26 protein-coding genes are annotated in these 26,438 nt (G+C 66.9%); 15 read left to right on the forward strand and 11 right to left on the reverse strand.

Features of this window, described 5'->3' with window-relative positions:
* Window positions 1–357: 357 nt before the first annotated feature.
* Genes CDV49_RS06435 through CDV49_RS06450 form a run of 4 tightly spaced genes read left to right on the forward strand, consistent with a single transcriptional unit; the run spans window position 358 to window position 3,300 of the window.
* Window positions 358–1,287, forward strand: a complete 930-nt coding sequence (locus CDV49_RS06435; RefSeq protein WP_088214747.1) for an AEC family transporter — start codon at window positions 358–360, stop codon at window positions 1,285–1,287.
* The gene (locus CDV49_RS06440) at window positions 1,284–1,742 is read left to right on the forward strand and encodes a YaiI/YqxD family protein (protein WP_088214748.1); all 459 of its coding nucleotides are present in this window, start codon (window positions 1,284–1,286) and stop codon (window positions 1,740–1,742) included. The genes CDV49_RS06435 and CDV49_RS06440 overlap by 4 nt, the downstream gene beginning before the upstream one ends.
* Window positions 1,739–2,380 (forward strand): HAD family hydrolase, encoded by a 642-nt coding sequence (locus CDV49_RS06445; protein ID WP_088214749.1) that lies wholly within the window; start codon window positions 1,739–1,741, stop codon window positions 2,378–2,380. The genes CDV49_RS06440 and CDV49_RS06445 overlap by 4 nt, the downstream gene beginning before the upstream one ends.
* Window positions 2,377–3,300: an ornithine cyclodeaminase family protein gene (locus CDV49_RS06450; protein ID WP_088214750.1), complete on the forward strand. Its 924-nt coding sequence runs from the start codon at window positions 2,377–2,379 to the stop codon at window positions 3,298–3,300. The genes CDV49_RS06445 and CDV49_RS06450 overlap by 4 nt, the downstream gene beginning before the upstream one ends.
* On the opposite strand, the gene CDV49_RS06455 is transcribed toward CDV49_RS06450, so the two are convergent.
* Window positions 3,297–4,547 (reverse strand): MFS transporter, encoded by a 1,251-nt coding sequence (locus CDV49_RS06455; RefSeq protein ID WP_088214751.1) that lies wholly within the window; start codon window positions 4,545–4,547, stop codon window positions 3,297–3,299. The two genes, CDV49_RS06450 and CDV49_RS06455, sit on opposite strands and share 4 nt — an antisense overlap.
* 163 nt (window positions 4,548–4,710) lie before the next feature.
* Here CDV49_RS06455 and CDV49_RS06460 point away from each other — a divergent pair, with 163 nt between their 5' ends.
* Window positions 4,711–5,592 carry a hypothetical protein gene (locus CDV49_RS06460; protein WP_088214752.1) on the forward strand — a complete coding sequence of 294 codons (882 nt, stop codon included), beginning with the start codon at window positions 4,711–4,713 and terminating at the stop codon, window positions 5,590–5,592.
* 3 nt (window positions 5,593–5,595) lie between these two features.
* Window positions 5,596–6,690, forward strand: a complete 1,095-nt coding sequence (zapE, locus tag CDV49_RS06465) for a cell division protein ZapE (RefSeq protein WP_088214753.1) — start codon at window positions 5,596–5,598, stop codon at window positions 6,688–6,690.
* Window positions 6,691–6,725: 35 nt separating this feature from the next.
* On the opposite strand, the gene hspQ is transcribed toward zapE, so the two are convergent.
* Complete coding sequence (gene hspQ, locus CDV49_RS06470) at window positions 6,726–7,052, reverse strand: heat shock protein HspQ (RefSeq protein WP_035713104.1); 327 nt, start codon at window positions 7,050–7,052, stop codon at window positions 6,726–6,728.
* Between the two features lie 222 nt (window positions 7,053–7,274).
* Between hspQ and CDV49_RS06475 the strand changes: the two genes are divergently transcribed.
* On the forward strand, window positions 7,275–7,856 hold the full coding sequence (locus CDV49_RS06475; RefSeq protein WP_088214754.1) for a transglycosylase SLT domain-containing protein: 582 nt from the start codon (window positions 7,275–7,277) through the stop codon (window positions 7,854–7,856).
* 129 nt (window positions 7,857–7,985) lie between these two features.
* Here the strand turns inward: CDV49_RS06475 and CDV49_RS06480 are convergent, their stop codons facing one another.
* From CDV49_RS06480 to CDV49_RS06495, 4 genes are all read right to left on the reverse strand, one after another.
* Window positions 7,986–8,588, reverse strand: a complete 603-nt coding sequence (locus CDV49_RS06480; protein ID WP_088214755.1) for a LolA family protein — start codon at window positions 8,586–8,588, stop codon at window positions 7,986–7,988.
* A gap of 47 nt (window positions 8,589–8,635) precedes the next feature.
* Window positions 8,636–11,671, reverse strand: a complete 3,036-nt coding sequence (locus tag CDV49_RS06485) for a DNA translocase FtsK (RefSeq protein WP_088214756.1) — start codon at window positions 11,669–11,671, stop codon at window positions 8,636–8,638.
* A gap of 8 nt (window positions 11,672–11,679) precedes the next feature.
* Window positions 11,680–12,861, reverse strand: a complete 1,182-nt coding sequence (locus CDV49_RS06490) for an aminotransferase class I/II-fold pyridoxal phosphate-dependent enzyme (RefSeq protein ID WP_088214757.1) — start codon at window positions 12,859–12,861, stop codon at window positions 11,680–11,682.
* Between the two features lie 130 nt (window positions 12,862–12,991).
* Window positions 12,992–14,329 (reverse strand): amidase, encoded by a 1,338-nt coding sequence (locus tag CDV49_RS06495; protein ID WP_256947264.1) that lies wholly within the window; start codon window positions 14,327–14,329, stop codon window positions 12,992–12,994.
* 127 nt (window positions 14,330–14,456) lie between these two features.
* Here CDV49_RS06495 and CDV49_RS06500 point away from each other — a divergent pair, with 127 nt between their 5' ends.
* Window positions 14,457–15,683 carry a UbiH/UbiF/VisC/COQ6 family ubiquinone biosynthesis hydroxylase gene (locus CDV49_RS06500; RefSeq protein WP_088214758.1) on the forward strand — a complete coding sequence of 409 codons (1,227 nt, stop codon included), beginning with the start codon at window positions 14,457–14,459 and terminating at the stop codon, window positions 15,681–15,683.
* Window positions 15,684–16,185: 502 nt separating this feature from the next.
* Here the strand turns inward: CDV49_RS06500 and CDV49_RS06505 are convergent.
* The 4 genes from CDV49_RS06505 to purL form a co-directional block, all read right to left on the reverse strand.
* Window positions 16,186–16,833, reverse strand: a complete 648-nt coding sequence (locus CDV49_RS06505; RefSeq protein ID WP_088214759.1) for a bifunctional 4-hydroxy-2-oxoglutarate aldolase/2-dehydro-3-deoxy-phosphogluconate aldolase — start codon at window positions 16,831–16,833, stop codon at window positions 16,186–16,188.
* Window positions 16,830–17,207: a Grx4 family monothiol glutaredoxin gene (gene grxD / locus CDV49_RS06510; protein ID WP_088214760.1), complete on the reverse strand. Its 378-nt coding sequence runs from the start codon at window positions 17,205–17,207 to the stop codon at window positions 16,830–16,832. The genes CDV49_RS06505 and grxD overlap by 4 nt, the downstream gene beginning before the upstream one ends.
* Window positions 17,208–17,252: 45 nt before the next feature.
* Entirely contained in the window at window positions 17,253–17,495 is a 243-nt protein-coding gene (locus tag CDV49_RS06515; protein WP_088214761.1) for a BolA/IbaG family iron-sulfur metabolism protein, read from the reverse strand.
* A gap of 131 nt (window positions 17,496–17,626) precedes the next feature.
* Entirely contained in the window at window positions 17,627–19,789 is a 2,163-nt protein-coding gene (gene purL / locus CDV49_RS06520) for a phosphoribosylformylglycinamidine synthase subunit PurL (protein WP_088214762.1), read from the reverse strand.
* A 27-nt stretch (window positions 19,790–19,816) separates the two neighbouring features.
* Between purL and CDV49_RS06525 the strand changes: the two genes are divergently transcribed.
* The gene (locus CDV49_RS06525; RefSeq protein WP_088214763.1) at window positions 19,817–20,110 is read left to right on the forward strand and encodes a hypothetical protein; all 294 of its coding nucleotides are present in this window, start codon (window positions 19,817–19,819) and stop codon (window positions 20,108–20,110) included.
* 27 nt (window positions 20,111–20,137) lie between these two features.
* Here CDV49_RS06525 and CDV49_RS06530 read toward each other — a convergent pair whose 3' ends face one another.
* Window positions 20,138–21,046, reverse strand: a complete 909-nt coding sequence (locus CDV49_RS06530) for a LysR family transcriptional regulator (protein WP_035744132.1) — start codon at window positions 21,044–21,046, stop codon at window positions 20,138–20,140.
* A gap of 252 nt (window positions 21,047–21,298) precedes the next feature.
* Here CDV49_RS06530 and CDV49_RS06535 point away from each other — a divergent pair, with 252 nt between their 5' ends.
* The 6 genes from CDV49_RS06535 to CDV49_RS21060 all read left to right on the forward strand — a co-directional run bounded on the left by CDV49_RS06535 (window position 21,299) and on the right by CDV49_RS21060 (window position 25,966).
* Window positions 21,299–22,111: a glutamate racemase gene (locus CDV49_RS06535; protein ID WP_088214764.1), complete on the forward strand. Its 813-nt coding sequence runs from the start codon at window positions 21,299–21,301 to the stop codon at window positions 22,109–22,111.
* A 104-nt stretch (window positions 22,112–22,215) separates the two neighbouring features.
* Window positions 22,216–22,842 carry a hypothetical protein gene (locus CDV49_RS20425; protein ID WP_088214765.1) on the forward strand — a complete coding sequence of 209 codons (627 nt, stop codon included), beginning with the start codon at window positions 22,216–22,218 and terminating at the stop codon, window positions 22,840–22,842.
* Between the two features lie 92 nt (window positions 22,843–22,934).
* Window positions 22,935–23,963, forward strand: coding sequence for an N-acetyl-gamma-glutamyl-phosphate reductase (gene argC, locus CDV49_RS06545; protein WP_088214766.1), 1,029 nt, complete (start codon window positions 22,935–22,937; stop codon window positions 23,961–23,963).
* A 9-nt stretch (window positions 23,964–23,972) separates the two neighbouring features.
* Window positions 23,973–24,419: a cytochrome c maturation protein CcmE gene (ccmE, locus tag CDV49_RS06550; RefSeq protein ID WP_088214767.1), complete on the forward strand. Its 447-nt coding sequence runs from the start codon at window positions 23,973–23,975 to the stop codon at window positions 24,417–24,419.
* 546 nt (window positions 24,420–24,965) lie between these two features.
* Entirely contained in the window at window positions 24,966–25,595 is a 630-nt protein-coding gene (locus CDV49_RS06555) for a holin-associated N-acetylmuramidase (protein WP_088214768.1), read from the forward strand.
* Window positions 25,586–25,966: a holin family protein gene (locus CDV49_RS21060; protein ID WP_088214769.1), complete on the forward strand. Its 381-nt coding sequence runs from the start codon at window positions 25,586–25,588 to the stop codon at window positions 25,964–25,966. Before CDV49_RS06555 ends, CDV49_RS21060 begins: the two co-directional genes overlap by 10 nt.
* The last annotated feature ends 472 nt before the right edge of the window (window positions 25,967–26,438 follow it).

Genomic DNA, 26,438 nt, shown 5'->3' on the forward strand with positions numbered 1-26,438 from the left:
GCTGTCAGCGTTGGAATGCGAAGAACCGAGACAGTCCGCGTGCCCGGGAAGCGCGGGCATGGCCATGGAGGGGGAGCCATGATCGCGGGCGGGCGATCGCCTGGCAAGATCAACTCCGCGGCTGCATCCCTCGGACGCTTGCAAACTTCCCCTTGTTGGAGCGCTTGCCGGAGCTTGAAGATCGCCCCGACCTGCCCCCGCCGTCGGGGCAGGCGCATAGAGCACCGCTCTTCCGGCGCATGCCAGGCCGCCTCCCGGCCTGAATATCGGGCGACCATCGCGCTCCTGCCGACACAGCATGGCGCGGGGATGCGCGGGGCGCTGGTCCGGCACCCTGGACCGTGCTAGGCGAAACCGATGCTTCCGGTGTTTCTCAAGACCTTGCCCTTTTTCGCGCTGATCGGCCTTGGCTGGATCGCGGCGCGGCGGGGTTTCTGCTCCCCGGAAGCAACGGCGTGGCTCACGCGATTCGTGTTCTTCCTGCCGCTTTCGGCGATGCTGTTCGGCTTCGCAGCCTCGCTGCCGCTCTCCGCACTGCATGAGCCGGTCTTCATCGCGGCCTACGCCGGCGCGAGCCTTGCCGTCTATGCGCTGACGGGAGCGGTCGCACTTCTTCGCGGTTGCACGGTGGCGGAAGCGGCGGTGGAGGCGCAGTGCGGGGTGGTGGGAAATACCGGCTTCTTCGGCCTGCCGATGTTCGTGACGCTGCTCGGCCCGAAGGCCGCGGCCCCGATTCTCATCATGCTGCTCATCGACCTTGTCGTGTTCTCCACGCTCATCACGGTCATCATGACGCTGTGGCGGGACAGGCGGTTCGACCTGCACATCTTCCCCTCGCTTGCGCGCGGGCTCATCGGCAACCCGATGATCGTGTCGATGGTGGCGGGGGTGCTGTGGTCGGCCTCGGGCGTTCCGCTGCCGGCCCCGGTAAAGGAATTCGTGACGCTCCTGGGCGCGGCGGCAACGCCTTGCGCGCTGTTTGCCATCGGAGCCTCGCTCGCGGGGCGGAATGCGGAGCGGCCTGCGGTCGCGGCCTGGCTGTCGGCGGTGAAACTGCTGCTGCATCCGCTTGCCTGCGCGGTGGTGGCGTTCTGGCTGCTGCCGGTCGATCCCTTCGCGGCGGGGCTGATGGTGGCGACGGCCGCGCTGCCGGTTGCCGGCAATGTCTATATGCTGGCCCAGCACTACGGCGTGGCGCCGCTGCGCGTTTCGACGGCCATCCTGTTCTCCACGGCGGCGAGTGTGATCACGCTCCCGCTCATCATCGCGCGGGTGCTCATGCCATGACGGCGATCTATGTCGATGCGGATGCCTGCCCGGTCAAGGCGGAGGCCGAGCGGGTCGCGACGCGCCACGCGTTGCGGCTGTTCATGGTCTCGAACGGCGGGCTTCGCCCCTCGCCGAACCCGCTGGTGGAGATGATCTTCGTCCCCGCGGGGCCGGACGTGGCCGACGACTGGATCGCCGAGCGGGCGGCGCGCGGCGATGTCGTGGTGACGAATGACATCCCGCTTGCCGCGCGGGTGATCGAGCGCGGCGCGCGTGTTGTGCGGCCTGAGGGATCCGTGCTGACTGAAGCCAATATCGGCCCGGTGCTGGCCCAGCGGAACCTGATGGCGGATATCCGTTCCGCCGACCCCTTCCTGCAAGGTGGCGGGCGCCCCTTCGCCAAGGCCGACCGATCCCGTTTTCTGGATGCGCTGGAGCGGGAGCTTCGCGCCGCGATGAAGGAAGCCCCATGACCGCAGCCGCCGCATCCCTCCCGAAGGCCGTTGTCTTCGACATCGGCAACGTGTTGATCGAATGGCAGCCCGAGCGCTTCTTCGATGGCGTCATGCCCGCCGCGGACCGGGCGCGGATGTTCGCGGAGATCGACCTGCACGCGATGAACGACGGCATAGACCGGGGCGAGAGCTTTCAGGATGCTGTCTATGCCACCGCCGACCGTCACCCCGCCTGGGGCGCGCAGATCCGCCTCTGGCATGACCGCTGGCTCGATATCGCGCGGCCGGAGATACCGGGGTCGGTGCATCTGCTGCGGGCGCTCAGACGGAAGGGGATCCCGGTCTTTGCACTGACCAACTTCGGGGTGGAGACATTCGCCCTTGCCCGCAAAGCCTATCCGTTTCTCGATGAGTTCGACCGGCGCTATGTCTCCGGTGAGCTGAAGGTCATCAAGCCCGACCCGCAGATCTACGCGATTCTGGAGCAGGACAGCGGCGTTGCGCCCGGTGACCTTCTCTTCACCGATGACCGGATCGACAATATCGCGGCAGCCAGCGCGCGGGGATGGCGGACACACCATTTCGACGGGCCGGAGGGCTGGGCGCGGCGGCTTGTCCGCGAGGGGTTGCTGACGGAGGAGGAGGCACAGCCATGACCATTGAGATCATCGGCCCGGAGGCGGAGGCCCATCTGGACTGGATCGCCCTGACGGAGGCGTTGAAGCAGGGGCATCTGCTGCCGCTCTCGGGCATCGGCGATACGTTTCTCTACCGCGAGGACGATACCCTCCTCTCCCGCTCCGCCTGGATCGACGGGCTGGGCGTCGCGGTGAAATCCGCAACCATCGTGCCGGAGAACCGGCGGGCGGGCAGGCCGCTCGTCAACGGGGTCGTCACGCTGTTCGACGATGTGACCGGCTACCCGCTGGCGCTCGTCGATTTCCATTTGGTGACCAAGTGGAAGACGGCGGGGGACAGCCTGCTGGCCGCGCGGTTGCTGGCGCGGCCCGACAGCAGGCATATCCTCATCGTCGGGGCGGGGGCGGTCGCGGCCTCGATGATAGAGGCCTACTCGGCCGCCTTCCCGGAGGCGAGCTTCCGCGTCTGGGCGCGCAAGCAGGATGCCGCGGAGGCGCTGGCGCTCCGGTATCCCGGCGTGCGGGCGGTGAGCGATCTGGAGCAGGCCGCCAGCACCGCCGACATCATCGCGACCTGCACCATGTCTTCCGAGCCGGTGATCGAGGGGCGCTGGATCCAGCCGGGAACGCATCTCGACCTGATCGGGGCCTACCGTCCCGACATGCGGGAGGTGGATGACGAGGCGATGCGGCGCGCCAGCATCTTCGTCAACGCGCGCGCCACGACCCTTCACCATATCGGAGAACTGATGAAGCCCATCGCGGCGGGTGTCATCACCGAGGATGACGTGATCGCCGATTTCTACGACATCGACCGGGGGGATTTCCGGCGGGAGAGCGCGGAGGAGATCACGCTCTGCAAGAACGGCGGCGGGGCGCATCTGGACCTGATGACAAGCCGATACATCCTCGACGCCTGGCGCGCGCGGAACGGCTAGGCCGTCGCGCCGCGCATGGCGTAGGGACGCTCGTTCACCGGCAGGTGGACGAGTGCCGAGAACGCGCCGATCCCCACACCGATCCACCAGACCAGCGTGTAGTTGCCATACATGTCGTAGAGCGCGCCTCCCAGCCAGACGCCCATGAAGCTGCCGAGCTGGTGGCTGAAGAACACCAGCCCATACAGCGTCCCCATGTAGCGCAGCCCGAAGATCTGCGCGACAAGGCCGGAGGTCAGCGGAACGGTGGCAAGCCAGAGCGAACCCATCGCCGCCGAGAACAGCAGTACCGAACCCGGCGTCACGGGCGCCATGATGAAGGCCGCCGAAACGACCGTCCGGGCGAGGTAGATCCCCGCGAGCAGGTATTTCTTGGAATAGGTCTTGCCCAGCATCCCCGCGAGGATGGTGCCGCCCACGTTCATCAGCCCGATGACCGCGATCGCCAGCGCCCCGAGCGCCGAAGTGGAGGTGATGCCGATGGAGGAGAGCCAGCTTCCCGCGCTGATCGGGGCGCACAGTTCCGTCACGAAGGCCGGGAAGTGAGCGGTAATGAAGCCAAGCTGATAGCCGCAGGAGAAAAACCCAAGGAAGATAAGGATATATGACGGGTCCTTCACAGCACGGGCGAGGACACGCCCCAGGGGTTCGTCCACCTCGGTGCTCGCCCGCTCCGGCGCGCGGATAAGCGGCAGGGCGAACAGCGCGCAAAGGATGGCGCCGGCGAAAATGATGAACACGGTCTGCCACGGGAACTGCGCGAGCAGCAGCTCGGCGATGGGCGCGCCGATGATCTGGCCCGCCGATCCCGCCGCGGTCACCACGCCGAGCGCGAGGGACCGGTTGTCATCGGACGCGGACCGCCCGACGACCGCGAGGATCACGCCAAACCCCGTGCCCGCGATACCGAAGCCCACCAGCACTTCCAACAACTGGACCATGCCGGGCGTCGAGGCCCAGGCAGTGAGCACCAGGCCCGCCGCATAGAACAGCGCCCCGATGATGATCGCCCGCTTGTCGCCCCAGCGTTCCGCGATCGCGCCGAACACCGGCTGCCCGATCCCCCAGGCGAGGTTCTGGATGGCGATGGCGAGCGAGAAGTAGGAGCGCGGCCAGCCGAACTCCTCCGCCACCGGAATCTGGAACACCCCGAAGGAGGCGCGGATCGCGAAGTTGATCAAGATGATGATGCACCCGCCGATGAGTATCGGGGTGAACAGGCGGTCGCGGCTCAGGGTGTTCGTCATGGGAGGTCTCCTCGCCCACAGGTTTTGCGCGGCAGGCACCCAGCCGTCAATTGATGATTTGTGATGGAAGCATCACGGAATGCGAAGGATGCGCGGCGGAGGGGTGGTTGTGTCCCTTGCGGGCAGCGGATAGGGTCGCGCGCGATCTTTCAGGAGGATGAACATGGCCGGTGCGGAGACATGGCAGTGCGTCATGGTCTGCTGGGGCACGCGCTATCCCGTGGAAGTTCTGAACCATCTGGTCGGGGAAATCCGCAGGCAGGCGGCGAGCGTGCCGCGTTTCGTCCTCATCACCGAACTGCCGAAGCCGGGGCTGGACCCCGCCGTGATGCTGCGTCCATTCCCGGAGTTCTTCCTGCGTGAACGCTTCCGCCGCTCCGGCTGTCAGGCCAAGCTGGCAATGTTCGAGGAGGGGGTGGTCCCGGTCGATCTGCCGGCCACCTATGTCGATCTGGACACCGTGATCACGGGCGACATGTCGCGGGGCATCGGTTTCATGCGGGACCGGCAATCCGTGCTGATGCTGCAAAGCGCGATCATTCCCTTCGGCGCGTTGGGACGGCTCGTCTATCGGCTGTCGAAGGGGAAGCACTACGCGCGGGGAAACTCTTCCGTCGTGGTCTGGCACCCGGCGGAGGGGCATTATATCGCGCAACGTTTCCGGGAGCTGGATGCGCGGTTTCCCAATCACGGCGACTTCCGCCCGATGATCGCCGACGAGCGGTTCATCAGCTGGTGTGCGCAGCCTCATATGTCTGCCCTTCCAAGGGATTATGCGGTCAAGTTCACGTGGGAGTTCATGTTCCCGTGGCGCTGGCCGATCCTGCTTCGCGCCAAGCTGCCCTGGGTGGCGGCGCGCCGCGCCCGACAGGCTGCGATCACGCTCAACGGTGAGGACATCAAGCCGGAGGTCCTGATCGACATGCCGGAGGGCGCCGAACTGACCGACAGGAAGGGCCGCAAGCTCATCTGGAGCACTGCCGCGATGGGGCCTGCCTGGAGCCGCATCCTCGACCATTGCCGCGCGACACTCGGACGGACCTGACCCATGGCCACATTGAGCGAAATCTACGACCGCAAGGTCGCCGAAGGCACGTTGCGCGCCGATGCGGGGCAGCGATCCACCCTGCCGCTGCTGGAGACGATCCGCACGGCGCTGGAGACGCAGCCGCCCAAGCCGAAGGGCTTTCTCGCCCGGCTGACCCGCAAGCCGCCGGAGCCGATCCCCGGCCTTTACCTTTGGGGCGGGGTAGGGCGGGGCAAGTCGATGCTGATGGACCTGTTCATGGAGTCCGTCGATATCCCGGAGAAGCGCCGCGTCCACTTCCACGCCTTCATGCAGGAAGTGCAGGCGGGGCTGAACGAGGCTCGGGCGCAGGGGGTGCAGGATGCGATCCTGCCGGTGGCGGAGAAGATCGCGACCGAACTCAGGCTGCTCTGCTTTGACGAGATGCAGATCACCGACATCGCCGATGCGATGATCGTGGGGCGGCTGTTCCAGAAGCTCTTCGATGCGGGGGTGGTGGTGGTGACCACTTCCAACCGCGCGCCGGACGATCTTTACAAGGACGGCCTGAACCGTCAGCTTTTCCTGCCGTTCATCGCGCTCCTGAAGGAGCGGCTGGCCGTCCATGAGATCGAGAGCGAGACGGATTACCGCCAGCACCGGCTTTCCGGTGCGCCGGTCTATTTCTCGCCCGCCAATGCCGCTGCCGCGGCGGCGATCGAAGGGATATGGAACGACCTGACCGGTCATGCGCCGAAGCGCCCGATGTTCCTGAAGGTCAACGGGCGGGAGGTGGAGATCCCCGCCTTCCACAACGGCGTCGCGCGGGCGCGGTTCTGGGATCTCTGCGCCAAGCCGCTCGGCCCGGCGGATTACCTTGCGCTGACAGGGGCCGCGCGGGTGCTCATCCTTGAGGAAATTCCGCGGCTCTCCCGGTCCAACTTCAACGAGGCGAAACGGTTCGTCACGCTGATCGACGCCGTCTATGAGGCGCGGTTGCGGTTCATCTGCTCCGCCGCCGACATCCCCGAGCATCTGTATCAGGAGGGGGAGGGGGCATTCGAGTTCGAGCGCACCGCCAGCCGCTTGCGCGAGATGCAGGGCGCCGATTGGGCGGGGGCCACGGCTCCGTCCTAGACCCGTCCGACGACCTTCCCCAGCTCCGGGCGGGATCAGTTCAGCCGGAAATGCAGCGAATAGCGACCGCCCTCGAATTCGCCGAAAAGGTCGGTCAGGTCGGGATGCTCCACCGGTTCCCCGGTTTCGTCGGGCAGCAGGTTCTGTTCCGAGACATAGGCCACGTAGTAGCTCCGGTCGTTCTCGGCCAGCAGATGATAGAACGGCTGCTCACGCGAGGGACGGCTGTCCTCCGGTATGGAGGCATACCATTCCTCGGTATTGTTGAATTCCGGATCCACGTCGAAAACCACCCCCCGGAAGGGATGCTTCCGGTGGCGCAGGACCTGTCCGAGATGATACTTCGCCTCTGACTTGATCATGAGCGGGGCCTCTTTTTAATCATTGTTACGATTTGCCGGTCGAAAAGTCCATGATCTCGCCGGGCACAATCTGTCTCGCAGCGGTGTCTGATGAACGTTTTACAAGGGTCAAAGGCGCCTGCTCTCGCGGATCTGATCGCAAATCGGACGACAGCGGCATTTCTCTGGCGCGCCCTTTCGCGTATAACCTTGGAAAACAATAAGACAGAACACGAGGGGCAGATGGGCAGATACCTCCGGCTATCGGTGTTGTTGCTGTTGGCGGCATGCGGCGGCGGCAAATATTCGGCCCCGAAGAATCTCGACGATGCCTGCGCCATCGTGCGCGAACGGCCGAAATATCTCTCGGCCATGCGCCGGACGGAGGCGCGCTGGGGCGTCCCGGTCTATGTCCAGATGGCGGTGATTCACCAGGAGAGCAAGTTCATCGGCGATGCCAAGACGCCGTTCCGCTACACGCTCGGCATCATTCCGATGGGCCGCCAGTCCTCCGCCTACGGCTATGCGCAGGCGCTCGATGACACCTGGGAGGAATACAAGCGCGAAACGCGGAACCGCGGGGCCGACCGCAGGGACATTCACGATGCGACGGATTTCATGGGCTGGTACATGAACCAGACGCGTCAGGCCCTCGGTATTCCTGTGTACGACATCTACAACCAGTATCTCGCCTATCATGAGGGGCGGGGCGGCTATGCGCGGCAGACCTACAGGGGCAAGCCGTGGCTCATGTCGGTTGCGAACAGCATGTCGGCACGGTCGGAGAAATACCGCGCCCAGCTGGTCTCCTGCCGCAAGATCTGACGCCCGCCGCTATTGGAGTTCGGAAAACCGGCGACGCTGCAGAGGGGGCGCCGGATTTCCCGCCGGGATATATCCGGCCCGAGAAAGCGGCTCGTTCCCGGCGCATCCGTTAGTGAAGCACCGGGAGGTTCAACGCTGCCGTTTTGCCGTTTCCAGGGGGATGTTGAAGAACGACGGCGGGTAGTTCTCCCCGAGTTTCAGCGGGCCGAGCTGTGTCGTCGTCTGGGTGCCTGCCTCGTCGGTGATGACCCACTGCTTCAGCGCGATGGGATTGGAAGAAAACACCAGCCGTATCTGCCCGTATTGCGGGTTCTTCGGATCCTGCGCGATCACATAGGTATCGCTGCCCTGCGTTCCGTGCCCCACGACCATCCGCGCCTGCCCGAGATCGACAGTGGGGGCGAGGATCAGGTTCAGCGGCGTCTTGCTCAGCGGATACTGCTGCGGGCCGGAGTTCGACTTCGCGTCGAAGATCGCCACCTGTCCGCCGCCCGCCATGACGAGGTTGCGAACCGGCGCATTGTATTCGAACCGCATCCGCCCCGGACGGCGGATATAGACGGTGCCCTCGGCACGGGAGCCATCGGCATTGATCTGCGTGAACGGCGCTTCCGCCGTGCGCAGCCCGTTCAGGTAACGCGACAGCTCCGACAGCGGCACCTCCTGCGCAAAGGCGGGCAGGGCCATGAGGAGCACGAGGATGACGGCGACAACGCGGGAGAAGATCTTCATATCGCGTATCTATCGCATCCCGCGCGCTCTGCCATCCCCACGCGCGATCACGGCTCCGGGACCAGCACCTCGCGCTTGCCGACGTGGTTCGCGGGGGAGACGACGCCCTCATCCTCCATCTGCTCCACCAGCTTCGCGGCCTTGTTGTAGCCGATGCCGAGCTTGCGCTGGATGTAGGAGGTGGAGCACTTGCGGTCCTTCGCCACGATGGCAACCGCCTGATCGTAGAGCGAGTCCTCGCCATCGGTATTGCCGCCGAGACCCAGAACCGCATCGATGTCGTCGGCGCGTTCGTCATCCGGCCCCTCGACCACGCCCGACATGTATTCGGGCGGTCCGAAGGACTTCAGATGGTTCACGATCTCCTCCACCTCCTCGTCGGAGACGAAGGGCCCGTGGACGCGGGTGATCTTGGAGCCGCCCGCCATGTAGAGCATGTCGCCCTGGCCCAGCAGCTGCTCCGCCCCCTGTTCGCCGAGGATGGTGCGGCTGTCGATCTTCGAGGTCACCTGGAAGGAAATCCGGGTGGGGAAGTTCGCCTTGATCGTGCCCGTGATGACGTCCACGGAGGGGCGCTGCGTCGCCATGATGAGGTGGATGCCCGAAGCCCGCGCCATCTGCGCCAGCCGCTGGATACAGGCCTCGATCTCCTTGCCGGCGACCATCATGAGGTCGGCCATCTCATCGACGATCACGACGATGAACGGGATGGTCCGGGGCTCGATCTCCTCCGTTTCGAAGACGGGATCGCCGGTTTCCTCGTCGAAGCCGGTCTGGACGGTGCGCTTGAACATCTCTCCCTTGGCCTGCGCCTCGTGGACGCGGCCGTTGTAGCCCTCGATGTTGCGCACGCCCATCTTGGACATCTTGCGGTAGCGTTCCTCCATCTCGCCCACGACCCATTTGAGGGCGACGACCGCCTTCTTCGGATCGGTGACGACCGGGGAGAGCAGATGCGGGATGCCGTCATAGACGGACAGTTCCAGCATCTTCGGGTCGATCATGATGAGGCGGCATTCCTCGGGCGATAGCCGGTAGAGAAGCGACAGGATCATCGTGTTGATCGCGACCGACTTGCCGGAGCCGGTCGTCCCCGCGATGAGCAGGTGGGGCATCTTGGCAAGGTTGGCGACGACGGCCGCGCCGCCGATATCCTTGCCGAGCGCCAGTGGCAGCCGCATCGCGGTATCGCCGAAATCGCGGGAGGTCAGGATTTCCCGCAGAACGACCTTCTCCCGCTTCTCGTTCGGCAGTTCGATCCCGATCACCGAGCGGCCCGGCACGGTGGAGACGCGGGCCGAAAGCGCCGACATGGACCGCGCGATGTCGTCTGCCAGCCCGATCACCCGGGAGGCCTTCAGCCCCGGCGCCGGTTCAAGCTCATACATCGTCACGACGGGGCCGGGACGGACGGAGACGATCTCCCCCTTCACCCCGTAGTCGTCGAGAACGGATTCCAGCGTACGCGCATTCTCCTCCAGCGCCTCGTCCGGCAGGACATGGCGGGAGATCTCCGCGGGGTCCATCAGCAGCGCCAGCGGCGGATGTTCGTAGTCGGGGTAGCTCGGCACCGGCGGGCGGCGTGGTGCTGTCGCGGCCTGTGCTGCGGGTTGGGGCGCGGTCTGCGCCGTCCGGCGCGAGCCGTGCTGCACCTTGATCCGCCGGGCGTCCGGCGCCTCTCGCGGGGCACGGTCATCGTCCAGCGCGAAGATGTTGCGTGTGGCGTCCTCATCCTCCATCTCGTCCTCGTCGGCGATCTCGAGCGGATCGGGACGGCGCGACGCGGCGGGAAGGGGGGGCGCCGGGGCCATGACCGGCTCCGGCATCACATCCTCGAACATCTCCAGATCGTCGAAGTCGTCGGCAAGGTCGAGGGGCAGCTGCTCGTCCAACTCCGGCGCGCCTGCCGGAACGGGTGCGGCAACGGGGGGCAGGGGAGGCCGGGGACGGGTGTTGGCGATCAGCGGCATGGGCCGGCGGGCGCGCACAAGCGGCGGCTCGGAGCGCGCGCCGGCCACGATCGGCGGCTCCAGCCGGGGGCTGCCGCTGCGGCTTGCCCTTGCGCGGACGACGCTGGTGATACGGGCCCGGACGCGGTCGCTGTCGGGCAGATCTTCCGGCAGATGGCGGGAGAGCAGCGGCTCCACGAGTTCGGGTTCCGGTTCGGGCTCCGGCGCGCGCTTGACGAAGGCGCGGGCGAGGAGGCCGGGCCGCTCTCGTGGCGGGGGCTCCTCCTCATAGCGCGGCTCGGCTCGGAGCGTGGCGGCGGCAACCATCGGCTGGGGAGCGGACCAGGCGTCCTGCGGCTCCGCCTGCCGTGTCACGCGGCCTGCCGGAGCGGCGAGCGCCGCCTCCCGCTTCTCCCGCCGCTTCTCGGCGGCCGTCTGCACGGCGGACTGGGCGGCGGACTGCGCCACACGGAATGCTCCGTTCGCGCCCCGGCCCGCCCCGTTCATCAGCCGGTCGTAGCCGGTGACCAGCCCGCGGGCGAGAAACCGCGACAGCCCCCGCAGCTCCGCGCGGTCGAAGCCCAGCACGTAAAGCCCGAAGGCCACTGCGGCGATGAAGCTCAGCAGCGACATCATCTTCAGCCCGAAGCCCGCGCTCAGCGGGGCCACGCCCAGAAGCGCACCAAGGATCGTATCGCCGAACAGCCCGCCCAGACCGAAGGAATGGCCCCAGTCGTGCGAGGGCACCAGCGTGGAGGCATAGACCGACACCAGCGCCGCCGAGATCGGCACGAAGACCGAACGGTTCAGCGCCCGATCCTCCCCCCGGTGGGTGATGAACCGCAGACCCCAGACCACGAAGGCGATGGACAGCGCCCATGCCCCATAGCCCGCGATCACGATCAGCGGCGAGGCGATGGAGGCCCCCGTCCGGCCCAGCAGGTTCTGCGCAGGTTCGTCGGTGGCGGACATCCAGCTCGGATCGTCGGCATGGTAGGAGCCGATCATCATGCCGATCAGCACCCCGACCAAGACCAGCAGCACGCCGATCAGCTCCTTGCCGCGCCGTTCGAGCGCCGCCTGCGTGGAGGAGTCGAACAGCGGGTCGCGTTGTCTCATCTGATAGGAAGCCATCCCTCACCTCACCCGTAGAGACAGTCGCGGAGCCGGATCAGGCCGCGCTGCAATTCGTCCTTCGGCGCGACCAGCGCCACGCGGATGTATCCCTTGCCCGGGTTTCCGCCGTCCGTATCGCGGCTGAGATAGGCGCCCGGCAGCACGCGGACGCCCGTCTGCGTCCAGAGCTTGAGCGCCGCCGCCTCCCCATCATCCACCGGGAGCCACAGGAAGAACCCGCCCTCTGGCGGCTGGTAGCCCTGCGCCCCGGCAAAGACCTCATCGGCGAGGGCGTATTTCTCGGCGTAAAGCGCCTGGTTGGCGATCACATGCACCTCGTCCGACCAGGCACGGGCCGAAACGGCCTGCAGCGGCAGCGGCACGGGCGCGCCGTTGTAGCTGCGGAGCTGCTTGATCCGCGCGATCGTCTCGGGCCCCCCCGCGACGAAGCCCGAGCGGGCTCCGGGCAGGTTCGACCGCTTGGAAAGGGAGTTGAACACGACCAGCCGTTCCGGGTCGGCCCCGGTGCGCATCAGTGCCTCCAGCGCGCCGGGCGGGGGCGCTGTCCGCCAGATCTCAGAATAGCATTCGTCGGCGAAGATCTTGAAATCGTGCTTCTCGGCCAGCGCGAGCAGCTCCGTCCAGTAGTCGAGCGAGGCGACGGCACCCTGCGGGTTGGCGGGGGAGCAGAGATAGGCGACCGTTACCCTGTCCAGCGTCTCCGCCGGAAGGGCGGCATAATCGGGCAGGAAGCCGGTCGCGGCGGTCGCGGGGACAAAGACCGGATCGGCCTCGGAGGCGACGGCGGCCACGGCATAGACCTGATAGAACGGGTTCGGCATCAGCACCAGCGGCCTCCGCCCGTCCTTCTGCTCCGGCGAAACGGCCAGGCAGGCATTGAACAGCGCCTCCCGCGAGCCGTTGACGTTGCAGATCTGCGTCGCGGGGTCGAGCACCGCACCATAACGCCGCTCCAGCCAGCCGGAGATCGCGGCGCGCAGGTCCGGCGTGCCCTCGTTCGGCGGATAGCGGTTGAAGCCCGCCAGATTGGCCATGAGCACCTCTCCCACCCAGTCGGGGAAGGGGTGCGTGGGTTCACCGATCGTCATGGACACGGGTTCTCCCCCGGCCGCATGATGGTCGAGAAGCGCGCGCAGGCGCGGGAAGGCGTACTCCGGCAAAGCCGCGAACCGCTCGGGAAACTTCATACTGCTGCCTCGTCTCGGGGTCGTGGCGCCCCGTTCGCCATGACAATAGCCGGGAGCGGGACGGCGGTCCAGAAAAACGCATCACCCTCCGCGGCTTGTCGCGGAGGGTGTGACATGGGGTCGGAAAGCGTCACGCGCGGGCGAGCGCCGCCTCCGCCGCGATGCCGAGGCGGAGCAGCCGCTCCTCCCCCATCGGCTGGCCGAGCAGTTGCAGCCCGGCAGAGGGCACGCCCGTCGGCAGCGTGAGCGCGGACAGCCCGAAGATGTTGCCGATCCGGGTGTTGCGGAGCGCGAGCAGGTTCTCCGTTACGTAATAATCGCTGTCGTTCATCAGCCGATCCGCCTCGGGCGGCAGGATGGGCGAGGTCGGCGTCAGCACGGCGTCGTAGCCCGCCGTCACCTCCCGCCAGCGTTTCCGCAGCGCGGTCTGCCGGCGCATGGCGGCCACGTAATCCGCGCCATTGGTCTTCGCGCCGCCCCGGAACCGTTCGAGAATCCGGGAAAACATCTTGTCCGGCGCGGCCTCGATGGCTTCGCGCCAGATCGCATAGGCTTCGGTCGCGAACAGGATGCCGGAGAGCGCGGCCGCTTCCGCCACCTCCGGGATCCGGCCGCGCTCGATCCGCGCCCCCGCGGCCTCCAGCACCTTCAGCCCGTGCTCGAACCCGCGCATGGGCGCCTCGCGCACGTCATCCAGAGCCAGCGTCTCCAGCACGAGGAACCGCGTTCCCTCCAGCGTGGCGCCCCGCAGATCGGCGGGCCTGCGCCCCTCCAGCGCCGCGAGGATCAGCCCCGCATCCTCCACCGAGCGGGTGAGCGGCCCCACGGTATCCAGCGTCTCGCAGAGCGGCACGGCCCCTTGCAGCGACAGCCGCCCATGCGTGGTCTTGAGGCCGACGAGATCGTTCCAGGCCGCCGGAAGCCGCACCGAACCGCCCGTATCCGACCCGATGGCCGCGGGGGCGAGACCGAAGGCCACGGAGGCCGCCGCCCCGGAGGAAGACCCGCCCGGCACCGCCTTCGGATCGTTCGCATTGGGCGGCGTCGCCGTCACCGGGTTGAGGCCCAGCCCGGAGAATGCCAGTTCCGACATATGCGTCTTGCCAAGGCACGCCAGCCCCGCCTCCGTCGCGTCGATCAGCACCTCCGCATCCCGGTCCGGCACGCGGCCCGCAAGAAGGGCGGACCCTGCCTCCGTCGCCACGCCCGCCGTGTCGAACAGGTCTTTCCAGGACACCGGAACACCGTCCAGCAACCCGCGCCGCTGGCCCGCCTTCTGGCGCACATAGGCGGCCTCCGCCTCCGCCATGGCACGGTCCGGGGTGACGCGGGCATAGATCCGGTCGCGTTCGGGATGGGCGGCGATGGCGTCAAGATAGGCGCGCGTCACCTCTCGCGGGTCGATCTGCCCGCCGTCGATCCCGCGTCCCAGATCGGCAGCCGTCATCCAGAGCCAGTCCTCGTTCATCCCTCAATCCCCGCCGTTCCATGAATCGGCGGGAGGCTAGCCCTCCCTTGCCGCATGGACAATCCCGCCCGGAACGTTAGTTTCCCACCCGTGTCCCGATGCGTGCGGCGGGGCGAAAGGACGGACCATGCAGATCGACAGCGACATCGCCATCGTGGGCGGCGGCCTCAACGGGCCGGCCCTCGCCCTCGCGCTTTCCGGGGCGGGCTTTTCCGTGACGCTGATCGATGCGGGCCCCGCGGGCGCGCGGGGACAGGCGGGGTTCGACGGGCGGGCCTATTCGCTCGCCGCGGCATCGCAGAAGCTGCTGACCGTGCTTGGCGTGTGGGAGCAGGTGGCGGAGAGCCAGCCGATCCTCGACGTCGTTGCCAGTCAGGGCCGCGCGGGAGAGGGCGCTGCGCCCTTCTTCCTGCATTTCGACCATGCGGAACTGGATGACGGGCCGATGGGCTGGATGGTGGAGGATCGCCACCTGTCGGCCGCCCTTTCCACCGTTCTGGGCGACACTCCCGCGATTCGGCGGATCAGCGACACCGCCGTGACAGATCAGGAGGTCGGCCCGGCGGGGGTCACGCTCACCCTGTCCACCGGCACCACGATCACCGCGCGGCTGGCCGTGGGTTGCGACGGGCGGCGGAGCGGTGTGGCGGAGCGGGCGGGCATCCACCGCAGCGGCTGGTCCTACGATCAGACCGCGCTGGTCTGTGCCGTGACGCATGACCATCCCCATCAGGGCGCCGCGCATCAGTTCTTCATGCCGGGCGGGCCGCTTGCCATCCTGCCCCTGCCGGGCGGACATCGGTCCTCCATCGTCTGGAGCCTGCCCACGCGGGAGGCCGAGGCGCTGAAGGCGCGGGACGATGCCGCCTTCCTTGAAGTCCTGCGCCCGGCCTTCGGAGACTTTCTCGGGGAGATCGCGCTCGCGGGCGGGCGATTCTCCTATCCGCTGAGCCTTTCGCTCGCCGATCACTACGTCCGCCCCCGCCTCGCACTCGCGGGGGACGCGGCGCATGGGGTGCATCCGCTGGCGGGTCAGGGGTTGAACATCGGGCTGCGCGATGTCGCGGCGCTGGCCGAGGTGCTGGCGGAAGCGCATCGGCGGGGCGAGGATCCGGGCACGCTCCCGGTGCTCAGACGCTATGAACGCTGGCGGCGGTTCGATGCAACGGCGCTGGCGCTTGGCATGGATGGGATGAACCGGTTGTTTTCAAACGGAAATCCGCTGCTATCCGCCATGCGCGGGGCGGGAATGGGCATGGTTCAGGCACTCCCGCCCCTCCGCCGCGCCTTCATGCGTGAAGCGGCAGGTCTGGGTGGCGAAACGCCCCGCCTGCTTCGCGGCCTTCCGGCATGATGCCCGTCTGATACTTCATCCGAGAGGAGGAAGCGTCGAGGAGGAAGCGTCTGGGGTGCGGCCTTGCCATCCGCTGTGGCGGAACGGCCGAGGGGAAAGAGAGCGTCCGGAGTTCGGCTGCGCCATCCGCTGTAACCGAACGGCCGAGGCCAGGGTCCGGGGGGCGACCGCGCCGTCCGCTGTGGCGGAACGGTCGAGGCGAGGAAGAGCGTTCGGGGCGCGACCGTGCCATCCACTGTGACTGGAAAGGAGGGCGTCCCGGGGTGCGGCCGCGGTGTCCCGTGGTGGCGGAACGGTCGAGGGCAAGGAGGGCGTCCGGGGTTCGGCTGCGCCCTCCGCTGTAACCGAACGGCCGAGGCGAGGGTCCGGGGAGCGACCGTCCCATCTGCTGTGGCGGAACAGTCGAGGGGAAGGAGATCGCGCGTGGCATCCACCGCGGCCGAACAGTGCGCCGCGCCGGTGTAGCCGGACCCTGTCGCCCGGCCCGCTTCCGGCAGCGGCGTCAGACCGAAGGATGCGCGGCGGCCCTCGCCAAAGCTTCTATCCCCGCCCAGTCGCCAGCAGCCACCTTGTCGGCCGGAACGACCCAGCTTCCCCCGCAGCAGACCACGTTCGGCAGTTCGAGATAACGGGGCAGGTTGGCCGGGGTGATGCCGCCCGTCGGGCAGAAATGCGCGGCAGGCAGAGGCGAGGCGAGCGATTTGAGGAAGGGAACGCCACCGGCGGGTTCCGCAGGGAAGAACTTCATCGTGGTATAGCCGCGCTCCAGCAGGGCCATGACCTCGCTCGCCGTGGAGGCGCCGGGGAGGAGCGGCAGTTCCGCTTCCTCGCAAGCCTCAAGGATGCTGTCCGTCGCGCCGGGAGACACCCCGAAGGTCGCGCCCGCGTCCTTGGCCCGCAACACATCCTCCCGGCGGAGCAGGGTGCCCGCGCCGACGATCCCGCCCTGCACCTTCGCCATCGCGCGGATCGCATCCAGCGCCGCGGGGGTGCGCAGCGTCACCTCCAGCACCGGGAGGCCGCCTGCGACCAGTGCCTCCGCCATCGGAACGGCGGTGGCCGCATTCTCGATCAGGATGACCGGGATGACAGGCGCGCTCCGGCAGATTTCCAGTGTCCGGCGGCTGGCCTCGGCGGGCGAAAGGCTCAACCGTTGGCCTCGCGGATGCGGTCGGCGGCCTCCTGATCGAAGGCAACCCCCTTGGCGGTGAGAAGCTGGTCAAGCTCGCCCGACAGGGTCATCTCCGTCACGATATCGCAGCCGCCGACGAACTCACCCTTCACGTAAAGCTGCGGGATGGTCGGCCAGTCGGAGAAATCCTTGATCCCCTGACGGATGTCCGCCTCTGCCAGTACATTCACGTCGGTATAGTCGATGCCCATGTAGTTCAGCACACCCGCGACGCGGGAGGAGAACCCGCATTGCGGCATCGACTTCGTCCCCTTCATGAAGAGCACGACGTCATGGCTGTCGACCAGATTGCGGATCTGGTCCTGAACGGGGGAGGAGGCTGTGTCGCTCATCTCGGTCCTCATAGCTAGGGGTTGGGCGGGCCTGTGCCCGCAAGATCAGTCCGGTGCCTTGGTCGTCAGCGCCAGCGCGTGAAGCTCGCCATGCGCCCCGTCCATCCGGCCCTTCAGCGCAGCATAGACCGCGCGTTGCTGCTGGACGCGGTTCAGCCCGCGAAAGCTCTCGTCGATCACCTCCGCCGCGAAATGGTTCCCGTCACCGGCGAGATCGGTGATCGCGATCCTGGCTTCGGGGAACGTTTCCCGCAGCAGGTTTTCGATATCCTGGGCTTCCATCGGCATGAAGGGGCTCGTCGTCCTGTTTCCGTTTTCCAAGATGTAATCCGCCCACCCCCGGCCTGCAAGCTTTGGCCAGCGGGGATGGGCAGATAGCCTGGGCCGGATGGCCTCGGCGATGGCTTCAGGCAGCAGCCTCAGGCAGCGACGGCCTTTTCGAAAGCGGAGCGGTAAAGGGCGGAAAGCTCCGTTAGCGGGGCTGCCGAATGGCCCATGCGGAACTCGCTGCCCGTGAAGCGGCCGACCCGCTCGGCCGGAACGCCTGCGGCTGTCGCTGCGTGAAGCAGCGCATCGGCAGCCTCATCGGTGCAGGCGAGCAGGTAGCGCGCCTGATCCTCGCCGAACAGCGCCGGGATCTCCGCCGTCTCCAGCGCCAGACCCACGCCCGCGGCCTCCGCCATCTCGAAGGCGGAGAGGGCCAGACCACCGTCCGACAGGTCGGAGGCCGCCGTCACCAGCGCGCGGTTCGCCCGGAGAAAATCACCGTTCCGCCGCTCCGCCACGAGATCGACCGGCGGCGCGTCGCCGGCCTCTATGCCGAACGCTTCCACCGCCAGCGCGGACTGGCCGAGATGCCCCGCCGTCTCGCCGATCAGAACGGCGACCATGCCCTCGGCAGGGGGGCCCGCGATCAGGTTCGCCACATCGTCGATCAGCCCGACCGCGCCGATGGTGGGCGTCGGCAGGATCCCCGTCCCGTCGGTTTCGTTGTAAAGCGACACGTTGCCCGAGACGATGGGGAAGTCGAGTGCACGGCAGGCCTCGCCGATGCCGCGGATCGCGCCGACGAACTGGCCCATGATCTCCGGCTTCTCCGGGTTGCCGAAGTTCAGGTTGTCTGTCGCGGCGAGCGGCAGGGCGCCGGTCGCCGTCAGGTTCCGCCAGGCTTCCGCCACCGCCTGCCGTCCACCCTCCACCGGGTTCGCCTTCACGTAGCGCGGCGTCACGTCGGAGGTGAAGGCCAGCGCCTTCTGCGTGCCATGCACCCGCACCACGCCGGCACCGAGGCCGGGGGAGCGGACGGTATCGGCCATGACCATGCTGTCATATTGCTCCCATACCCACTGCTTGCGGGCATGGTTGGGCGAGCCGATGAGCGCCTTCAGCCCCTCGATGGGGTCGATGTCGGGCAAGTCGCCCAGCGGCGCGGCGGCAGGCGTCGCCACCCAGGGACGGTCGTATTCCGGCGCGGAGGAGGCGAGTTTGGAGAGCGGCAGGTCCGCCTTCACCTCGTTGCCGTGCAGGATGAGGAAGCGGTCCTCCGGGATCGTCTCGCCCACGATGGCGAAGTCGAGATCCCATTTGTCGAAGATCGCCTTCGCCTCCGCTTCCTTCTCGGGGAGCAGCACCATGAGCATCCGTTCCTGAGATTCCGACAGCATCATCTCGTAGGCGGTCATGTTGGCTTCGCGCTGCGGCACGGCGTCCAGCGTCAGCCGGATGCCGAGGCCACCCTTGTCGCCCATCTCCACCGCCGAGCAGGTCAGCCCCGCCGCACCCATGTCCTGAATGGAGATGACAGCGCCGGTCTTCATCAGTTCGAGACAGGCTTCCAGCAGGCGCTTTTCGGTGAAGGGGTCGCCGACCTGCACGGTGGGGCGCTTTTCCTCGATCGTGTCGTCGAATTCCGCGCTGGCCATGGTGGCGCCGCCAACCCCGTCGCGCCCGGTCTTCGCGCCCAGATAGACGACCGGCATCCCCACGCCGGAGGCGGCGGAGTAGAAGATCTTGTCCGCATCAGCCAGCCCGGCGGCAAAGGCGTTGACCAGGCAGTTGCCGTTGTAGGCGCGGTGGAACCGCACCTCTCCGCCCACCGTCGGCACGCCGAAGGCATTGCCGTAGCCGCCGACACCTTCCACCACGCCCTTGACCAGATGCGCGGTCTTGGGATGCGAGGGTTCGCCGAAGGAGAGCGCGTTCATCGCCGCGATGGGGCGCGCGCCCATGGTGAAGACATCGCGCAGGATACCGCCTACGCCGGTCGCCGCACCCTGATAGGGCTCGATGTAGGACGGGTGGTTGTGGCTCTCCATCTTGAAGACCACGGCCTGACCATCGCCGATGTCCACCACGCCCGCGTTCTCTCCGGGGCCGCAGATCACCTGCGGGCCGGTGGTCGGCAGCGTGCGGAGCCATTTCTTCGACGACTTGTAGGAGCAGTGCTCGTTCCACATGGCGGAGAAGATGCCCAGCTCCGTGAAGGTCGGCGCGCGGCCGATGATCTCGAGGATGCTGTCGTATTCGTCCGGCTTCAGCCCGTGCGCGGCGATCAGGTCGGGAGTGATCTTGGGCTCGTCCATTGGCGGTCTCCGGGAGATTTGGCGGGGATGGAAGATATGGGCGCTTCCTTAAGCGATGACACCCCCGCCGGAAAGGTGGGAATGCAGGGGCGGCCATGCAGGAAGCGGCGGGATTTCGTGCAGGGGCAGGTCCGGCTGCCCTATTCTTCGGCGTTGCGGCGCAAGACGGGCGAAAACCAAAAAAAAGGCCGAGCAAAAGCTCGGCCCAAGTCCAACAGGGAGGTAAAGGAACAGCAGAAACTGCCGCGCCTTCGAGAGATCATCTATGCCCCGCACGCCGGGGTATCAAGGCCGGGAGCCCTGCGCATCCTGCAACCCTGACATGTGTCATGGGTATGGCAGGCATCTTCAGGCATCGATTTCCTCTTCCTGAAGCTTCTTGCGATGCTGGAAAATCTCCTCCAGCACGAAATCCCGGAACGCGGCGACCCGCTTGGAATGGCGAAGCTCCTCGGGATAGGCGAGAAAGACCGGCACCTCGCCGCTGTCCACATCGGGCAGCACCCGCACGAGCGAAGGGTCCGATTCGACCACGTAATGCGGCAGCACCCCGATGCCGAGGTTGTTGCGCACCGCCTGAAGCACCCCGAAGTAGTTGTTCACGTGCAGCGTCGCGCCGGGCTCATAGGTGGTGAGCATCTGGATGAGGTTCTTGCCCGCCGTGACCTGCGGGGTGGACGCGCTCTGGCAGATGAGCCGATGCTCCTTCAGCTCCGATAGCTGCGTGGGCGTGCCGTGCTTCTCCAGATATTCCGGGCTGGCGTAAAGGCGGATGTTCACGCTCATCAGCCGCTTGCGGATGAGGTCGGCCTGCGTCGGCTCCTTCAGGCGGATGGCCACGTCGGCCTCCCGCATCGGCAGGTCAAGAACGCGCTCCTCAAGGATCAGGTCGATCTTCAGATCGGGATACTTGTCATAGAGCGCGGCCAGCCGCGGCGCGAGCCAGATGGTGCCGAACCCGGTCGTGGTCGTCACCCGCAGCTCGCCATATACCTCGTCCGAGGAATCCCGGATCCGGGCGGCGGCGGCGTCCAGCCGCTTGACCATCGCATCGGTGGCCTCGAACAGCAGTTCCCCCTGTTCGGTGAGGATCAGGCCGCGCGCATGGCGGTGGAACAGGGTGGCGTTGAGGCTCTCCTCAAGCGCGCGGATCTGACGGCTCACCGCAGACTGGCTCAGGTGCAACGTCTCGCCCGCATGGGTAAGGCTTCCCGCATCGGCCACCGCGTGGAAGATGCGCAGCTTGTCCCAGTCCATTTTTCACGCCCTCGTTCTGACAGGTCCCATATAAAATCGAATGCCAGCCATGCAACAGGTGCAAGCCGCGTCGCAGCGTCTTTCGCCGCCAAAGTGGCGCGGCGGAGCGTTCATCTGCCACTCTGCGGCGTATATGCCCGCATTTTCGGCGCATTGTGGCGGACAACGATGCTGCATCGCAGCGAAATGGCGCCGATGGATTTTCCCCACCCATCCGCTTAAGCAGTGGGTCTGCGAGTCGGAGGTGTGGGAATGGCGGTCGGAGTGTTTGATTCGGGGCTTGGCGGCCTGACCGTGCTCGACGCCGTGGCCCGCCGCCTGCCGGATGTTCCTTTCGTCTATCTCGGTGACAATGCCCATGCGCCCTACGGCGTGCGGACGCCGGACGACATCTTCAACCTGACCTGCCGGTCCGTGGAGCGGCTGTGGGAGGAGGGCTGCGATCTGGTGATTCTCGCCTGCAACACCGCGTCCGCCGCCGCGCTCCGCCGGATGCAGGAGACATGGATGCCTGCCGACAAGCGGGTGCTGGGCGTCTTCGTGCCGCTGATCGAGGCGCTGACGGAGCGGCAATGGGGCGACAACTCCCCCCCGAGGGAGGTGGCCGTGCAGCACGTCGCGCTGTTCGCCACGCCTGCCACAGTCTCCTCCCGCGCGTTTCAGCGCGAACTGGCCTTTCGCGCCATCGGTGTGGATGTGGAAGCCCAGCCCTGCGCCGGTGTCGTGGACGCGATCGAGCAGGGGGACGAGATGCTGGCGGAGGCGCTCGTCCATTCCCATGTGGAGGCGCTCAAACGCCGCATGCCGCGCCCGCAGGCCGCCATCCTCGGCTGCACCCACTATCCGCTTCTGGAGCGCGTGTTCCGCGAGGCGCTGGGGCCGGAAGTGAAGGTCTATTCACAGGCCGACATCGTGGCGGAAAGTCTCGCCGATTATCTCTCCCGCCATGCCGACATGCGGGGCAGGGGCGGGATTCCACGCTTCCTGACCACGGGCGATCCCGTCGCCGTCTCCCACAAGGCCACCCAGTTCCTCCGACGCCGTCTTGAGTTCGAGGCCGCGTAACGGGTCATTAACCCATTAATATCGAATAGATATTCCCTGTCTCGCCCCTTGCGCCTTCGCGTGGCCGGGACGATCTTCCTGGCTTCCATCACAGGGGATCGACGATGCGTTTCACCTCAGGGCGTTTCACCTCAAGGGCGGTCCACCGCCTTTTCTGCCTCGCCGCGGCGGGGGGATTTCTGGCCTGTCCGGCTGCAGCCGCGACCTTGAGCGAAGCCGATGTCGGGATGTTCAGCCACGACTGGTCAAGCCCCAGCATCATCTCGGGCGTGTCCGGGGTCACGGGCACGACGGGCGACGGCTACGACATGTTCCGCTTCGATCTGCCCGCCGGCCCGCGTGAGTTGACGATCAGCTTTTCGGCCGGGTCGCGCATGGGCTATTCCTACTCCGCCGGGTCCACGCTGATGTACTCGCTGACGGGGTTTCCATGGGGCTGGTCCGGGGCGACGCTCGGCACCGTCCAGATAGACTGGAACCAGCAGGCGGACCGCCTCCTTCATCTCTCGCTGGACGAGGCGTTCGAGGGCACGCTCTACCTCGCGCTCTACAACACCCACGGCGCGATGGACTATGCGATCAACGGGCTGATGGCCCCCACGACGGGTCGCGTTCAGGTGGAGGTTCCCGCCGCCGTTCCGCTTCCGGCGGGCCTCGCGCTGCTCGGCTCCGTGCTAGGCGCGGGTGGCCTTTTCGCACTTCGCCGGAGGCGCGACGCAGCGGCTTCTTGACCTTGGGGGTGGCGCGGTCGAAAAGGGGGCCGCTGAAGGGGCCGGTCGGGAGTGTCCGGCCCCGATCGTCCATGCAAGAGGGAACCCGTCCGATGACCCTTTCCGTCGCCATCCTTGGTGCGTCCGGCTACACCGGAGCGGAACTTGTCCGCCTGATCGCCACGCATCCCGAGCTGCGTATCGCCGCGCTCACCGGCGACCGAAAGGCCGGCATGTCCATGGGCGACGTGTTCCCCTTCCTGCGCCACATGAGCCTGCCCGATCTGGAAAAGATCGAGGATGTGGATTTCGCGAAGGTGGACCTGTGCTTCTGTGCGCTGCCCCATGCCACGTCGCAGGCCGTCATCAGCGCGCTTCCGCGCGATCTGAAGATCGTCGATCTTTCCGCCGATTTCCGGCTTCGCGATCCGGCGGAATACGAGAAATGGTATGGCAAGCCGCATGCCGCCGTAGAGCTTCAGAAGGAGGCCGTCTATGGCCTCACCGAATTCTACCGTGACGACATCCGGGGGGCGCGTCTCGTCGCAGGCACCGGCTGCAACGCCGCGACCGGCCAGTATGCGCTCCGCCCGCTGATCGAGGCCGGGGTGATCGACCTTGACGATATCCTGATCGACCTGAAGGCAGGCGTCTCCGGCGCCGGGCGCAGCCTGAAGGAGCCGAACCTTCACGCGGAATTGTCCGAAGGCGCGCATCCCTATTCCGCGGGTGGCACACATCGCCATCTGGGCGAGTTCGATCAGGAATTCTCCAAGGCCGCGGGCCGCCCGGTCCGGGTGCAGTTCACGCCGCATCTGCTGCCGATGAACCGCGGCATCCTCGCCAATGTCTATGTGAAGGGCGATCCGCAGGCGGTGCACCGGGCGCTGGCGGAGCGTTATGCGGCGGAGCCGTTCCTGCACGTGCTGCCCTTCGGCACCTTGCCCTCCACCCGGCATGTGCGCGGCAGCAACTATGTCCATATCGGCGTGATCGGCGACCGCATTCCCGGCCGCGCCATGGTCGTCGCGGCGCTTGACAACCTTGCCAAGGGGTCGTCTGGTCAGGCGATCCAGAATGCGAACCTGATGCTGGGAGTGGAGGAGACGGCGGGGCTGACACTGGCTCCCGTCTTCCCGTAAGGGGGCCGGATGAGGGGGCTGAAAAAAAAGCGCAGGATTCAGGTGATCCTCGTAGCGGTGGTGGCGCTGGCGCTCTCCACCGCCATGATCGGTTACGCGATGCGTGACGGGATCAACTTCTTCCGCTCGCCCAGTCAGGTGGTGGAGGCGCCGCCCGGCCCCAGCGAGGTGTTCCGCATCGGTGGTCTGGTGGAAAAGGGCAGCCTCATCCGGGGGGAGGGCACGACGGTGAGCTTCCGCGTCACGGATGGCGGCGCTTCGGTGCCCGTGACATTCACCGGCGTCCTTCCAGACCTGTTCGGCGAGGATGAGGGCATGGTCGGCATGGGCAGGCTTGTCGGCGGTGTCTTCGAGGCGAGCGAAATCCTCGCCAAGCACGACGAGACCTATATGCCGAAAGAGGTCGTGGACGCCCTCAAGGAACAGGGCGTTTACAAGGATCCGGGCGCGAGCTGACCCATCGGAGGGTCGGGCGCGTACCGACTTCAGCGGGTCTGGTCTGGCCGGACCTGCCTGCCCGACGATCGGCCCTGCTTCCCCTCCATCGCAACCTTCCCCTGCACCGGCATTGACCCTGCCGGACCATTGACCCTGCCGGGCCATACACGGCGTCCTTGTCCGCGCCGGTTTCCCAGCCTGCTCCGGCGATCCCGTGCCCGGCTGGCGGGCTGCTGAAAAAGTCCTGACGCGTCATGACTATGCGCCGGAAACCGGAAAATCGGCCCGGGGATATATGGATTCCGACTGGATTTCCTCGGGCGGGGAGCGATTTCCGCTCCAACAGAAGCCAATAAGCCTTTTTCAGCAGCCTGCTAGCGGCCAGCGGAACCTCCACCCTGCCCATGCGGCGCGAACCCCGGGCGTTGCCCGAATGGCCCCGCTGAACAGCCACCTCAGGCCCGCAACATGCGGCACCCATGCAACGCACGGTGCCCAAACCTCGCCTTAGATCTCCCTCGCCATGATGCCCCGATCAGAGCAATCGCTCAGAAAGGGACTGTCATGCCGCCGAGCCGCCATCTGTCGATCCGTCGTGTCGCCGAGGAAATCGTCCTGCGCGAAGGCGGCTATGTCAACGACCCCGACGATCCGGGCGGGGCCACGAACCTTGGCATCACGCTTGCCACCCTGCGCGGGCTGGGGCTGGACATCGACGGAGACGGGCGGGTGACGGAGAATGACCTGCTGGCGCTTACCCCGCCGATGGCCACGGACATCTACCTTGAGCACTACTGGCGCAGGCCGCGGCTCGACCTGCTGCCCGGCGCGCTTCAGCCGCCGGTTTTCGACATGCGCGTCCATTCCGGCGATACCGGCGTTCGTCTGTTGCAGGAGATGCTAGGCCGTCTGGGCCAGCCCTGTGCTGTGGACGGTATCGTCGGTCCGCAGACCGCCGCAGCCGCCGGCCGCGCCGCCCGTCAGGCGGGGGAGGACCGGCTGGCGGAAAGCTATGGAATCGCGCGGCGCGACTATTACTATCGCCTCGCCGACAGGCGGCCCGCCAGCCGCAAATATTGCCTGGGCCGCGACGGGGGCAAGGGCGGCTGGATCGTCCGGGCGGAGGCGTTCCTGCCCGCGGCGCTGCATTACACCCCGGCCCAGCATCGCGCACGGGTGGCGGCATGGCGCTGACGCCCCGCGCAGGGCTGCGGGCGGTGGAGGCGCTGGGGGCGGCCGCCGCGCTCTTCGGTCAGATCGCCGCACGGGCGGCCGAACGGGGGGAGGATGTCCTGCTGCGCAAGCCAGGGGAACTTTCGCGCTATGACCGGATCGTCGACGGGCTGAACCGCCTGCCGCGCCCGCTTCTCGCGCTCGGAACGATCGGCCTGTTCATCCATGCGATGACGGACCCGGAGGCCTTTGCGCGGCGCATGACGGGTCTCGCTGCCGTGCCGGAGCCGCTGTGGTGGCTGCTGGGGGCGGTCGTGTCCTTCCACTTCGGCGCGCGCGAGGCGCATTATCTCCGCTCCTCCCGCCCCGCTCCGCCAAATGATGAGGGCTGACAGTGCGAGGGTCGGGGGACGCCACCGGGACGCGTGGACAGCCCCTTCCCCTGCCATCCCGCCGAAGTCTCCGCCCGCGCAAGAGCTGGATGCGGCCCTTCCCGTTGTGGCGGTGCAAAACCGGGTTGGCAGGCTCCTGAAGACGTTCTGAACCGTCGTGTTCATGCTCTGGAAATCGGGAAATGCGGCCCGGCAGTGATCCGAAATGTGCAGATTTCCGGCTGAATTTCGTCAGATCGTGACCGATTTCCGCTTCGGCACAGACCTGAAAGCCTTTTTCGGCAGCCTGTCAGGCGGTCAATGAATTGGGGGCGAACTGACCTGCCGAATTCCGCTTGGTGCTTGCTGACGCGCCATGCGGAGGGAGGGATTGGGGACAGTTTTACGGAGTCTGGTTCCCCCCGGTGACCTCTCCCTCCCGCGACATCACTCCCGCGACATCACTGCCGCGCGACCAGACTTCCGGGGGATT

This window comes from Haematobacter genomosp. 1, assembly GCF_002196855.1.
Taxonomy (GTDB): Bacteria; Pseudomonadota; Alphaproteobacteria; order Rhodobacterales; family Rhodobacteraceae; genus Haematobacter.